The sequence below is a fragment of the Sulfitobacter brevis genome (genome assembly GCF_900112755.1).
In the GTDB taxonomy this organism is placed as follows: domain Bacteria; phylum Pseudomonadota; class Alphaproteobacteria; order Rhodobacterales; family Rhodobacteraceae; genus Sulfitobacter; species Sulfitobacter brevis.
Genome location: NZ_FOMW01000001.1, coordinates 448,059 through 460,941 on the forward strand (window position 1 = coordinate 448,059; position 12,883 = coordinate 460,941).

Annotated in this window: 11 protein-coding genes; 7 read left to right on the forward strand and 4 right to left on the reverse strand. The window is 59.8% G+C overall.

Features of this window, described 5'->3' with window-relative positions; translation table 11 throughout:
* Positions 1 to 214 precede the first annotated feature (214 nt).
* The 3 genes from gshB to rsmI are packed head-to-tail and all read right to left on the reverse strand — an operon-like array spanning position 215 to position 2,461.
* Complete coding sequence (gene gshB, locus BM174_RS02280; protein ID WP_093922187.1) at positions 215 to 1,150, reverse strand: glutathione synthase; 936 nt, start codon at positions 1,148 to 1,150, stop codon at positions 215 to 217.
* Positions 1,151 to 1,208: 58 nt separating this feature from the next.
* Positions 1,209 to 1,601 carry a YraN family protein gene (locus tag BM174_RS02285; protein WP_093922188.1) on the reverse strand — a complete coding sequence of 131 codons (393 nt, stop codon included), beginning with the start codon at positions 1,599 to 1,601 and terminating at the stop codon, positions 1,209 to 1,211.
* A complete protein-coding gene (rsmI, locus tag BM174_RS02290) occupies positions 1,598 to 2,461 on the reverse strand; it encodes a 16S rRNA (cytidine(1402)-2'-O)-methyltransferase (RefSeq protein WP_093922189.1) in 864 nt (287 codons plus the stop codon). The genes BM174_RS02285 and rsmI overlap by 4 nt, the downstream gene beginning before the upstream one ends.
* Before the next feature lie 90 nt (positions 2,462 to 2,551).
* On the opposite strand from rsmI, the gene BM174_RS02295 reads away from it, so the two are divergent.
* The 4 genes from BM174_RS02295 to murJ all read left to right on the forward strand — a co-directional run bounded on the left by BM174_RS02295 (position 2,552) and on the right by murJ (position 9,240).
* The gene (locus BM174_RS02295; protein ID WP_093922190.1) at positions 2,552 to 3,736 is read left to right on the forward strand and encodes a penicillin-binding protein activator; all 1,185 of its coding nucleotides are present in this window, start codon (positions 2,552 to 2,554) and stop codon (positions 3,734 to 3,736) included.
* Positions 3,699 to 6,521 carry a [protein-PII] uridylyltransferase gene (locus BM174_RS02300; RefSeq protein ID WP_093922191.1) on the forward strand — a complete coding sequence of 941 codons (2,823 nt, stop codon included), beginning with the start codon at positions 3,699 to 3,701 and terminating at the stop codon, positions 6,519 to 6,521. The genes BM174_RS02295 and BM174_RS02300 overlap by 38 nt, the downstream gene beginning before the upstream one ends.
* Positions 6,522 to 6,567: 46 nt before the next feature.
* Positions 6,568 to 7,551, forward strand: coding sequence for an aldo/keto reductase (locus tag BM174_RS02305; RefSeq protein ID WP_093922192.1), 984 nt, complete (start codon positions 6,568 to 6,570; stop codon positions 7,549 to 7,551).
* A gap of 96 nt (positions 7,552 to 7,647) precedes the next feature.
* Complete coding sequence (gene murJ / locus BM174_RS02310; protein ID WP_093922193.1) at positions 7,648 to 9,240, forward strand: murein biosynthesis integral membrane protein MurJ; 1,593 nt, start codon at positions 7,648 to 7,650, stop codon at positions 9,238 to 9,240.
* 23 nt (positions 9,241 to 9,263) lie between these two features.
* Here murJ and BM174_RS02315 read toward each other — a convergent pair whose 3' ends face one another.
* Positions 9,264 to 9,950, reverse strand: coding sequence for a rhomboid family intramembrane serine protease (locus BM174_RS02315; protein ID WP_093922194.1), 687 nt, complete (start codon positions 9,948 to 9,950; stop codon positions 9,264 to 9,266).
* Positions 9,951 to 10,025: 75 nt separating this feature from the next.
* On the opposite strand from BM174_RS02315, the gene trpS reads away from it, so the two are divergent.
* From trpS to BM174_RS02330, 3 genes are all read left to right on the forward strand, one after another.
* Positions 10,026 to 11,042, forward strand: a complete 1,017-nt coding sequence (gene trpS / locus BM174_RS02320; RefSeq protein WP_093922195.1) for a tryptophan--tRNA ligase — start codon at positions 10,026 to 10,028, stop codon at positions 11,040 to 11,042.
* 161 nt (positions 11,043 to 11,203) lie between these two features.
* Positions 11,204 to 11,680, forward strand: coding sequence for a VOC family protein (locus tag BM174_RS02325; protein ID WP_093922196.1), 477 nt, complete (start codon positions 11,204 to 11,206; stop codon positions 11,678 to 11,680).
* A gap of 96 nt (positions 11,681 to 11,776) precedes the next feature.
* Positions 11,777 to 12,883: a class II histone deacetylase gene (locus BM174_RS02330; protein ID WP_093922197.1), complete on the forward strand. Its 1,107-nt coding sequence runs from the start codon at positions 11,777 to 11,779 to the stop codon at positions 12,881 to 12,883.

Sequence of the window (12,883 nt, forward strand, 5' to 3'; positions counted from 1 at the left end):
ACAGGGACTATTCCAAGCGCGACAACGGCTAAAGCGTTTCGCCCGCTTTTATAAAATCTAATAGGAAGCAATTCAGTCGTCAGCGATCCGCGCAAATTTATGAAACTGCGCATTCTCTTCGAGCTCTACGAGTATGCCATTTTCACGCAGTCAGCACGGGGACGGTCCACCTGCCCTGTACAGCTCGGAAGTTCCAATTATCCAAGCAAGAGCATCAGTTAAGTTTGGCTTCAATACTTAACCAGATTCTCTCAGCGATGTTTACGCCATCGAAACGTTCAAGCTCCTGAATGCCGGTCGGCGACGTCACGTTGATCTCGGTCAGATAATCACCGATCACATCAATTCCGACAAACACCTGCCCGCGCTCCTTAAGCAGCGGCCCGATTGCAGCACAAATCTCCTGATCGCGCGACGTTAGTCCGACCTTCTCCGGCCGCCCCCCTACATGCATGTTCGAGCGTGTCTCACCCTCGGCCGGGACGCGGTTGATCGCGCCAACAGCCTCGCCGTCCACCAGGATCACCCGTTTGTCGCCCTTGGAAACAGCTGGCAAGAATTTCTGTACGATCAAAGGTTCGCGGCTAAAGCTGGTGAAAAGCTCATGCAGAGATGACAAGTTGCGATCGTTGGCATCCAGACGAAAGACGCCAGCCCCGCCGTTACCATAAAGCGGTTTGAGGATAACGTCGCCATGCTTGGCTTTGAACGCTTTGATCGTCGCAAGATCGCGGGCGATTGTTGTCGGCGGCGTCAGCTCAGGGAAATCGAGGACAAGCAGCTTTTCAGGGAAATTACGCACCCAGAACGGGTCGTTGACCACCAAAGTCGTCGTCTTCAACCGATCCAGCAGATGTGTCGAAGTGATGTAATTCATGTCAAAGGGCGGATCCTGCCGCAGCCAGACAACATCAAAATCGGCCAGATTCACTTCCCGCTCCGGCCCGAGCTGGGCATGATCGCCCTGCACCCGCTGAACAGTAAAATCGTGACCGCGCGCCGTGATCACGCCCTCTTGGTAGGCAAGATGATCCGGGGTGTAGAAGAAAAGTGTGTGGCCCCGCGCCTGCGCTTCTTCGGCAAGCCGGAAGCTGCTATCCGCGTTGATGTTAACGTCCCCGATCGGGTCCATCTGAAAGGCGATTTTCATGGCACACTCCCTGCTGCTTGCCCACTAGATGGCGCAGCGGGCACTCAGGTGCAATGGTTCAGCAGTGTCCGAAAGCATTTTCGATGATCTGGGTCTGGCCCGCCCCGTCCACAATCGCCACATCAAAGCGTACATCGGTCAAAGACCCCGCGGGTTCGCCACCAAGATATTCTTCAGCAGCAGCATAGATACGGCGCATCTGCCGGACCGTCAGGCTTTCTGCGGCTCTGGCAAAACTCCGGCTTTGCTTGACCTCAACAAATATCAACCCGGCACCGTCTCGCAGAATCAGGTCAATCTCGCCCTGCCGGCCCCGCCACCTACGCCGCGCGATCGCAAAGCCGCGGCGCTCATAATCCTGTGCAACGCGGTGCTCGGCAGAGAGGCCCGCTTGATACGCCATCTCACCGCGATGGCGCTTTTGGTCCGAAGCTGCCTGTCTCACGGTCATTCTGCGTCCTTTCCCAATGTCAGCGCCGCCTGATAAACTTTGCGCCGCGGCAAATCATGCGCGCGCGCCACTAGATCGACTGCATCGCGCATCGAGAGATCCTGCAATGCGTTTTGCAAAGCTGACGTTATATCATCTTCCTTAACCGGAGCTGAACGCCCCCGGTCAATCAGAACAACAACTTCGCCTTTGGGCGTAATCTCGGCATAGCGCGCAGCCAGCGTGGCAAGATCGTCGCGGCGAACCTCCTCAAATTTCTTGGTAAGTTCGCGGCACATTGCCGCTTGCCTGTCCGCACCGAAAACCTCAGCCGCATCGCGCAACATTGCGCCGAGGCGCTTGGGCGATTCGTAAAACACCAAAGTACCGGGAACTTCCGTCAGTTTTTCCATCGCAGTGCGACGGGCCGTTTTGGCATTCGGCAAAAATCCCGCGAAAAAGAACGCGTCTGTCGGCAATCCGCCTAACGCCAACGCAGTCAGCACAGCGGAAGGGCCCGGCGCACAGGTGACCAAATGGCCTTCGCGCCCGGCCAGGCGGGCAAGCTCGAAACCGGGGTCCGCGATCAGCGGCATCCCAGCCTCCGAGGCATAGGCCACCGATTTTCCCTGCGCAATCTGTGCGACAAGCTTTGCCTGCGCGCCATCACCGCTGTGATCATGCAGCGCCGTGATCCGCCGCCCGTCCAGCGGCACGCCGTGGATTTCCATCAACCGGCGCAGGCTGCGGGTGTCCTCGGCGGCCAGCACATCGGCAGACGCCAGCACATCGAGCGCCCTGAGGGTGATATCGCGCGCGGTGCCGATCGGCACGCCCACAAGATACAGCCCTGGCGCGAGGTTAGACTTTTGATGATTCAATGCTGGACCCGCCTTTCGCACACACTATGATTGCAGCATACAAAAGAACAGCGCCTTGCCGCTGGAAACACCCAGGGGAGTGAATTCACGATGATTGCCTTTTTCGATGCTGGCCGCAGCAAGTTGCGGCTTTTTCTATTGCCCTTGTTTGCGCTAATTCTTGCGGCATGTGAACCTATTGCCTTGGGTGGCATCGCGGGCTCCGGCGGGCCGAAAATCGATACATCGGTGCCGGTTCCGGTCGCTCTACTGATCCCGCGCGGCGGCTCGGCGAATGATAACCTGCTCGCGGAGAACCTTGAAAACGCAGCACGTTTGGCGATGCGGGACCTCAATGGCGTCGAGATTGATCTGCGGGTTTATGCCACGGCTGGCAACCCCGCTACTGCTGCGAGCATGGCGTCCAAAGCGGTGAGTGAAGGCGCGAAGATTATTCTTGGTCCGGTTTACGGCGAAGAGGCGAATGCGGCGGGTGTCGCCGTGGCGGCTCAAGGCGTCAACGTGATGTCCTTTTCCAACAACCCGACCATCGCTGGCGGCAACGTTTTCGTGCTCGGGCCTACCTTCGAGAACACCGCGAACCGGCTCGTCGGCTATGCCAAGCGCACCGGAAAAGACCGTATCGTCATCCTGCATGGGCAGGATATCGCTGGTCAATTGGGCCGCAACGCCATCCAGTCTGCGATCACCGCCAACCGCGCCACACTTGCAGGCACAGTTGATTACGCGCTGAGCCAGGAGTCGGTCACGGCTGCTGTGCCGCGGGTCAAGGCGGCGATTGAAAGCGGCGGCGGCAATGCGCTGTTCCTGACCACTCCGTCCTCCAGCGCCCTGCCGTTGTTTGCTGAACTCCTTCCCCAAGCAGGCATCCAGACGGCCAGCACTCAGTTCATCGGCTTGACCCGTTGGGATCTACCACCAGAAACACTAAGCTTGGCGGGGCTTCAGGGTGGGTGGTTTGCCCTGCCGGACACCTCAGCCTCCGGCGTATTCAACCAGCGCTACAGCACTGCCTATGGCAGTTCGCCACATCCTTTGGCCGGTCTGGCCTTCGACGGGATCGCCGCTATCGGTGCTTTGGTGAAAACCGGCAAGGCTTCTGCGCTAACCGGGGCATCTATCACCCAAGGTGCGGGCTTCCGGGGCGCCAGCGGCATCTTCCGGATGCGCCGTGACGGCACCAATGAACGCGGTCTTGCCATTGCCACCATCCGCGACCGTCGCGTTGTCGTGATTGATGCGGCTCCTGCTTCCTTCGGAGGCGCCGGTTTCTGAATTGGCCCCTTTAAAACTGAAAACCCAGCCAAACGCGGAGGAGTTCCCTTCGCGTTTGGTCTGTGCCCCCGAGCTTATTTTTGATGCCGACGCCGTGCGCGAGGCCATCATCATCGCCTGCGCCGATCTGCAGAACAGCGAATTGCGCGCCGCCGCGGTAGACATCCTGTCCCAAGCCCAAAAGAACGGACGCGCCGAGATTGCGCGCGGGTTCGCCGCCGCCCCCTTTGATGCGCGGGCGATGACGCGGGCCTATACCTACCTGACCGACCACCTCGTGCGGGAATCGCTGATGGTCGCGGCGCAACTGCTGCACCCCAAACCGAACCCGACCGAAGGCGAGCGGCTTAGCGTCATTGGCGTTGGTGGGTATGGGCGCGGCGAAATGGCGCCATTCTCCGACGTCGATCTGCTGTTCCTGATCCCCTACAAAGCCACCGCATGGTCCGAGAGCGTCATTGAATCGATGCTCTATATCCTGTGGGACCTGAAGCTGAAGGTCGGCCACGCGACCCGCACGATCCGCGAATGTGTGCGTCTGGGCAGTGAGGATTTCACCATCCAGACCGCTCTGCTGGAGCATCGCCATGTCGCAGGCGACACCGCCTTGGCGGAGGAGCTACAACAGACGCTCGAGAAGGAAATCTTCTCAGGCACAGGGCGCACCTTTATCGAAGCCAAGCTGGAAGAACGCGACGCGCGTCACCTCAAGCAAGGCGAGCGATATGTCGTGGAACCGAACGTAAAGGAAGGCAAAGGCGGATTGCGCGACCTGCACTCGTTGTTCTGGATTGCCAAGTTCATTTACCGCGTCGACCGGATTGTCGAACTGGTCGAAAAGCAGGTTTTCCGCCCTGAGGAGTTCGACACGTTCAAGGCCGCCGAGGAGTTCCTTTGGGCGGTGCGCGGACATTTGCATTTACTCAGTGGCCGCGCGACCGAACAGCTTACGTTTGATATGCAGGCTTCGGTCGCGACGGCGATGGGCTATCAAGATACCGGCGGGCGGCGCGGCGTTGAAGTTTTCATGCAGACGTACTTCCGCCATGCCACAGCGGTCGGTGATCTGACCCGCATTTTTCTCAGCAGTCTTGAGGCGATCCACGTCAAAGCCGAACCTTTGCTGGAAAGGATTTTTCGCCGCCGCCCACGGATCGGCACCGGCTATGTAGTCGTGCACAACCGCATTGCCATTGCCGATAATGTTGCGTTTCTCTCAGACAAGCTCAACCTGCTGCGAATTTTCGAGGAAGCCCTGCGCACGGGTATGTTGATTCACCCCGAAGCGATGCGGCTGATCAAAGCCAACCTGAAGCTCATCGATGAAGGCATGCGCCGCGACACCGAAGCACAAAACATCTTTTTCGATCTGCTGCTCAAACACGGCAACCCCGAGCGGGCATTGCGGCGGATGAACGAGCTGGGAGTGCTGGGCGCTTTCATCCCCGAATTCGAGCCGATCGTCGCGATGATGCAGTTCAATATGTATCACAGCTATACGGTCGACGAGCATATCATCCAGTGCATCGCCAACCTCGCCCGCATTGAAAAGGGCGAGCTGGAAGAATCACTTCCCGTAGCCTCTTCGATCCTCAAGCGCGGGGTAAACCGTAAGGTGCTTTATGCCGCGCTTCTACTGCATGACATCGGCAAGGGGCGGCCCGAAGATCACTCGATCATCGGGGCCAAGATGGTCCGCAAGATGGGCCCGCGTCTGGGCATGAAGCGCGACGAGATTGACACTGTGGAATGGCTGGTGCGCTATCACCTGCTGATGTCCGATATGGCGCAGAAACGTGACATAGCCGACCCGCGCACCGTGCGGGATTTTGCAAAAGCGGTGCAGACCGTCAAACGGCTCGATCTGCTCTGCGTACTGACCGTCTGTGACATTCGTGGCGTGGGTCCCAATACATGGAACAACTGGAAAGCAACGCTGATCCGTGCGCTTTATCGCCAGACCCGCAAGGCGCTGGAAACAGGGCTAGAGGATCTAAACCGCGAGAATCGCGGTGCGGCGGCGAAAAAGGACCTCCGGCTCGCTCTGGCAGACTGGCCGCGCAAGGCGCTGCAGGCCGAAACCGCCCGCCACTACGAGCCCTATTGGCAAGGGCTTCATGTGACTGCACAGGTCGCCTTTGCCGAGTTGCTGCGCGATATCGGCAATGATGACGTGCGTATTGACCTACACCCAGACGAAGACCGCGACGCCACCCGTGCCTGTTTTGTGATGGCCGACCACCCTGGCATATTCTCGCGCCTTGCTGGGGCGTTGGCGCTGGTCGGGGCCAATGTCGTCGACGCCCGCAGCTATACAACCAAGGACGGCTTTGTGACCGATGCTTTCTGGATTCAGGATGCCGAAGGTAATGCCTACGAAGCCTCCCGCCTGCCCCGCTTGCGCCAGATGATCGCCAAAACCCTGCGCGGCGAAGTCGTGGCCCGCGACGAGCTTAAGACCCGCGATAAGGTGAAAAAGCGCGAGAAGGCTTTCAGGGTGCCGACGCATATTACCTTCGACAACGAAGGCTCGGAAATCTACACCATCATCGAGGTCGATACCCGCGACCGCCCCGGCCTGCTCTATGATCTGGCGCGCACACTGGCGGGGTCGAACGTCTATATCGCCAACGCGGTGATTGCGACTTATGGCGAACAGGTGGTTGATACCTTCTATGTCAAGGATATGTTCGGTCTGAAATACTACTCCGAAAGCAAACAGCGCACGCTGGAAAAGCGTCTGCGCGAGGCCATCGCCGAAGGGGTCGAGCGGGCGGAGAAATAGCCCCGCCCTCAGAGGTGCAGGCACAGCAGGCAGGGATTTACAGGATATGAAACAACGCAAATTGGGCGCCAACGGGCCAGTCGTGTCAGCAATCGGACTGGGCTGTATGAGCTTTGCCGGCGCGTTCGGCGAGACCGATGAGGCGACCTCGCATGCGTGCCTTGATGCCGCGCTGGATGCAGGGATCACATTTTTCGACACCGCAAATGTATACGGTATGGGCCGGTCGGAGACGGTTCTGGGTCGCTGGCTGGCTGCCCGCAAGACGGATGTTACCATCGCCACCAAAGGCGGCATTGTCCGTGATCCGGCGCGGCGCGTTAACAACACCGACACGCATCTGCGCGCGGAACTGGAAGGCTCGCTCAAACGGCTTGGAGTGGACCATGTAGCGCTTTATTACCTGCACCGCCGTGACCCGCTGGTGCCGCTCGAGGATGTGATCGGCACGCTGGCTGACTTGATAACCGAGGGTAAAGTCGGCGGCTACGGGCTGTCCGAGGTTTCCCCCGCCACCCTGCGCCGCGCCCATGCCCAGCACCCCTGCACCGCTGTTCAAAGTGAATACTCGCTGTGGACGCGCCAGCCGGAACTTGGGATGTTGCAGACATGCGAGGAGCTCGGCGTGGCTTTCGTGCCGTTTTCACCCCTGGCGCGGGGCGTACTGGGCGAAAGCTATCCTGATGTGAGCCAGATGGCCGAAAATGATTTCCGCCTGCCAATGCCGCGTTTCTCGGCTGAGCATTATCCGCGCAACCAAGCCGTGATCGACAGTTTCAAAGCCTTCGCACAGGCCCGCGGCCAGTCGGTTGCCGAACTTGCGATGGCGTGGGTGATGAACCAAGGCGCGCATCTAATCCCGATCCCGGGCACACGCACAGCGGCGCATCTGCGCGATTGGGCAGACGCCGACTCCATCACGCTGAGCGCCGCGGAACTGGCGCAGATCGAAAAACTCTTGCCCGTAGGCTTTGCCCACGGCGACCGCTATTCCGACACGCAGATGCTCACCATCGAACGCTATTGTTAACCCCGAGGGTCGGTTTGCGCCGACGGTGTAAATAGCCGATTGCGCAGCACCGCGCCGCCCGCTACGCCGACGCATCCGCAGTCAAGGACCTCACCTATGAAACCCATCCGCCTCATGTCGGGCTTTTTCACCGTTGGCATCTGGACGCTGCTCAGCCGCGTAATGGGCTTTGGCCGCGATGTGATGATTGCGGGCTATCTTGGTTCGGGGCCGGTCGCGGAGGCGTTTCTGGTGGCTTTCTCGCTGCCCAATATGTTCCGCCGGTTCTTTGCAGAGGGCGCGTTCAACATGGCCTTCGTGCCGATGTTCGCCAAAAAGCTTGAAAGTGGCGAAGCGCCGGAGGAATTTGCACAAGATGCTTTCATCGGGATGACTGCAATCCTGACGCTGTTCACCATCATCGGCATTATCGCGATGCCGGGTTTGGTTTTTTTGATGGCCTCAGGCTTCGTTGGCGATGAACGGTTTGATCTGGCTGTGGAATATGGCCGTTTGGCGTTTCCCTATATTCTGTTCATTTCGCTCGCCGCACTGGTCTCAGGCGTGCTGAACGCGATGGGCCGCTTTGTCGCGGCCGCTGCCGCTCCTGTAGTTTTGAATGTGGTTTTTATTGCCGCTGTGCTGCTGGGGGCGGCCTTGGGGCGACCTGCGTCTGACGCGCTTGGCGTTGGCATTGATCAGGCACTGGGCCTGCGGGTCGGGGATACGCTGGCAATGTCGGTGCCGCTGGCCGGTCTGGCACAGCTTGCGCTGGTTTGGTGGGCAGCCAAACGGGCGGGCTTTCACCTGCATTTTCGCCGCCGCCCGCGCATGACGCCCGAGCTTAAACGTCTTGCGATCATCGCCGCCCCTGCGGCGCTCGCCGGTGGCGTGGTGCAGATCAACCTGCTTGTCGGGCGTCAGGTCGCCAGCTTTTTTGACGGGGCGGTGGCCTGGCTGAACTATGCTGACCGGCTCTATCAATTGCCGCTTGGGGTGGTGGGCATCGCGGTGGGCGTGGTTTTGCTCCCCGACCTGTCGCGCAGGCTCAAGGCCCGTGACGATGAAGGGGCGCAAAGTGCGATCAGCCGCGCGACCGAGATTTCGATGGCGCTGACCGTTCCGTCTGCTGTGGCGCTGGTTGTGGTGCCGTTCACGCTGGCCTCGGTCCTGTTCCAACGCGGTGCGGCAACGGTCGATGATGCGGCGGCGATTGCGATGGCCGTGGCGATTTACGGGTTGGGGCTGCCTGCCTTCGTGCTGCAAAAAATCCTGCAACCGCTTTATTTCGCGCGCGAAGACACCAAGCGGCCGTTCTATTTTGCCGTTGTCGCGATGGTGGTGAATGCGGGGGTTGCGATTGGTTTAGCGCCGGTACTGGGCTGGATCGCCCCCGCAATTGCCACCACGCTGGCCGGCTGGGCAATGTTTGGCTGTCTGGCGATGGGCGCACAGCGCTACGGGTCTGCAGCCAAATTCGACGCGCGGTTCCATAGCCGGATTTGGCGCATCCTGCTCGCCTCGGCTTTCATGGGCTTTTCACTCTGGGTCGGTAACGCGATGCTACAACCGTTTCTGGGCCTGCCGTGGTGGCGCGGGCTGGCGCTGGTTGGGCTGATCCTGATTGGCATGGTCAGCTACTTCGGCTTTGGCCAGTTGATCGGCGCATTCCGTTTGTCCGAGTTCAAGGGCGCTTTGCGGCGGGGGTGATCCCCCCGCCCGCCTCACCATGCTTAGCGTCGCTGCAACCGCTCGCGCAGCCGCGCCCATTCGCCCGGTGCAAACAAAAAGCTCAACCCGAAGCCGCAGATGAATCCGGCCAGTTCGGCGACCCAAAGCGTGCCGACTTCAAAAAAGATCCCCCAGAACAGTTGCAGCCCCATCAGCAAGGCGATGAGGGTAAAGGCGCGGTATTGCTCCGCCCCGCGTCCGGCCAACTGGCGCCACATCACAAAGGAGTAACCACCGATCAGCCCGTAAACCGGCGGGTAGGCTCCGGCGAGCCAGACCGGATCATTCAACAACAGCGCATAGATCACCGCGCCGCCGATCCCCGAGATAAAGAAGATCACCAGAAACGCCACTTGCCCCATCGCTTCGGCGACCATTTTGCCCAGTGCCAGGAGCAAAACCATGGCAAAGATGCCGTGGGTAAAGCCGAGGTGAATAAACGGATAGGTGATCAGGCGCAAAAGCTCCTGCAACGGCCATTTGCCGTGCTGCACCATTAGATCGAAAATCTGGCCGGAAAAGCCATAGTCGCGGATCAGGGCCAGCCGCCAGCCAATCGCTCCCGGGCCACCGATCAGCCCTGCCTCGGCCAGCGACAGCCCCGCCTCGACGCCGGCAATCGCCAGAAACAGCAAGATTACTGCGGGTGGCAGCGGATTTACGGGGGGCTGGAATTCAGGCTCGTGCATGGGCGCTCCTTGACGGGGGTTGGAGGCATGGGTAAGCCCTGCGCACCGCTATATCCAGACCTATCGGAGCATTCCATGAGCGACAGCCAGTTTACCCCGCGCGTTTTCTCCGGCATCCAGCCGTCAGGAGACCTGCATCTGGGCAATTATCTGGGCGCGCTCAAGCGGTTCGCCGATGCGCAGGACAAGGGTGTGCAGTCGATTTACTGCATGGTTGATCTTCATGCGATCACCATGCCGCAAAAGCCAGAAGACCTTAAACGCAGCACCCGCGAGCTTTGTGCCGGTTTTATTGCCTCAGGGATCGATCCCCAGAAATCCATTCTGATCAATCAAAGCCAAGTGCCCGAACACGCGCAGCTTGCGTGGGTCTTTAACTGCGTGGCGCGGATGGGCTGGATGGGTCGGATGACCCAGTGGAAGGACAAGTCAGGCAAGAATGCCGAGGCCGCCTCCCTGGGGCTGTTTGCCTATCCGGCACTGATGGCCGCCGACATTCTGATCTACCATGCAACCCATGTGCCCGTGGGCGAAGATCAAAAGCAGCATCTTGAACTGACCCGCGACATTGCCGCCAAGTTTAACCACGACTACGGCGTTGATTTCTTCCCGATCACCGAGCCGGTGATTGAAGGGGCGGCAACGCGGGTGATGTCTCTGCGTGACGGCTCTAAAAAGATGTCTAAGTCCGATCCTTCGGATGCCAGCCGCATTAATTTGACCGATAACGCCGATATCATCGCCAAAAAGTTCCGCAAGGCCAAGACCGACCCTGATGCCCTGCCCTCCGAGGTCGAAGGTCTCAACAACCGCCCCGAGGCGCGCAATCTGGTGAACATCTATGCAGGGCTGAACGACCAGTCCGTCGAGGAGGTACTGCGCGAGGTTGGCGGTCAGCAGTTTGGCGCGTTCAAACCCTTGCTGGCAGACCTTGCCGTTGCCAAGCTCGCACCGATTTCAACCGAAATGGCGCGGCTGATGGATGATCCCGCGGAAATTGACCGGATTTTGGCGCATGGCGCCGGACAGGCACGCGAGATTACCGCACCAATCCTTAAAAAGACTTATGAGATCGTCGGGATGGTCGGCTAACGATCCCTCCGTTACCAAACCGTCGGACATCGCCAAAGTGCGGTGTCTGGCGCACCTCTGTGTGTTCTGCAGGCATGCACAGCAGGTCTGCGACCCCGCCCCTTTCCAGATCGGTGAACTGGGCGCATCTTGGTGTCATAACGATACCCAGGAGACATCAGATGGCCGCCTCACACCCCAGCGTCGGACACGTCCACCTCAAAGTGGCGGATCTTGACCGCGCGATCACCTTTTACCGCGATATCCTCGGTTTCGTGATTACCCAGCGCTTTGGCAACCGCGCTGCCTTTCTGGGTGCTGGCGGGTATCACCACCATATCGGGCTGAACACATGGGAGTCAGCAGGCTCTACCCCGCCGCCCGACGGCCACACCGGCCTCTATCACGCTGCATTCCTCTATCCTGATCGCGCCAGCCTTGCGGCAGCACTGCGCCGGGTGGTTGATGCGGGCATCCCGCTAGACGGTGCTGCAGATCATGGGGTGAGCGAAGCGGTTTATCTGCGCGACCCTGACAGCAACGGCATTGAAATTTACCGCGACCGCACGCCCGAGGAATGGCCCCGCGAGGCGGATGGCTCCCTAAAAATGGGCAACGCGCCGCTCGATATCCCTGCCCTGCTGGCCGCAGTGATCTAACCCCGCATATCGCATCCGATTTGCGCTGGAACGGGGCATGGACAATCGCCCAGCGCTGGGTCAGTTTCTGAGCAAATGAAGGATGAGGTATTGGCAATGGCAACGGGATTTTTCTGGGACGAGCGGTGTTTCTGGCACGCAGGTGGCAACTATACCTTCACCATGCCGATCGGTGGTCTGGTGCAGCCGCTTGCCGCGGGCGGTATCCCCGAAAACCCTGAAACCAAACGCCGCCTTAAAAACCTGATGGAAGTCACCGGCCTGATCCACGAGCTTGACTTGCGCAGCGCTGATCTGGCCAGCCGCGAGGCACTGCTGCGCGTCCATCCCGAGAGCTATATCGACGAATTCAAACGCCTCTCTGACGCAGGTGGCGGCGAGCTAGGGCTGCGCACCCCCTTCGCCAAAGGCGGGTTCGAGATCGCCTCCCTCTCTGCCGGTCTGGCCGTTGCAGCGGTGGATGCAGTGGCGACGGGCACCCTCGACAACGCCTATGCGCTCAGCCGTCCGCCTGGCCACCACTGCCTGCCGGATTATCCTAACGGATTCTGCCTGCTGGCCAACATCGCCATTGCGGTTGAAGCCGCCAAGGCCAAGGGGCTGGCCAAGCGCGTCGCAGTGCTGGATTGGGATGTGCATCACGGCAATGGCACCGAAGCAATTTTCTATGACCGCGACGATGTACTGACGATCTCTCTGCACCAAGAAGGCAACTATCCGCTGGAGACGGGTGCAGTGGCAAATCGCGGCAAGGGCGCGGGCGAAGGCTATAACATCAACCTGCCCATGCATGCTGGTTCGGGGCATACCGCCTATCTGCACGCGATGGACCGCGTGGTGATCCCCGCACTGGAGGCCTATAAGCCCGATATGATCATCGTCGCCTGCGGCTTTGACGCGGCGATTATTGATCCGCTGGCACGGATGCAGGCCACCGCCGCAACCTTTGGCGAGATGACACAGCGTATCAAGGAGACCGCCGAGCGTCTGTGTGACGGCAAGCTGGTGCTGGTCCACGAAGGCGGCTATTCCGAAGCCTACGTGCCGTTCTGCGGCCATGCCACCATCGCCGCCCTTGCGGGCAGCCAAACCGAGGCGCCCGACCCTCTGGCCCCCGCCCACCACAATCGCCAGCCGACGCCAGCCTTTGATGCCTTCCTGCGCCAGTCGATCGACGCAATGGCCGAACAACTCAACATCTGA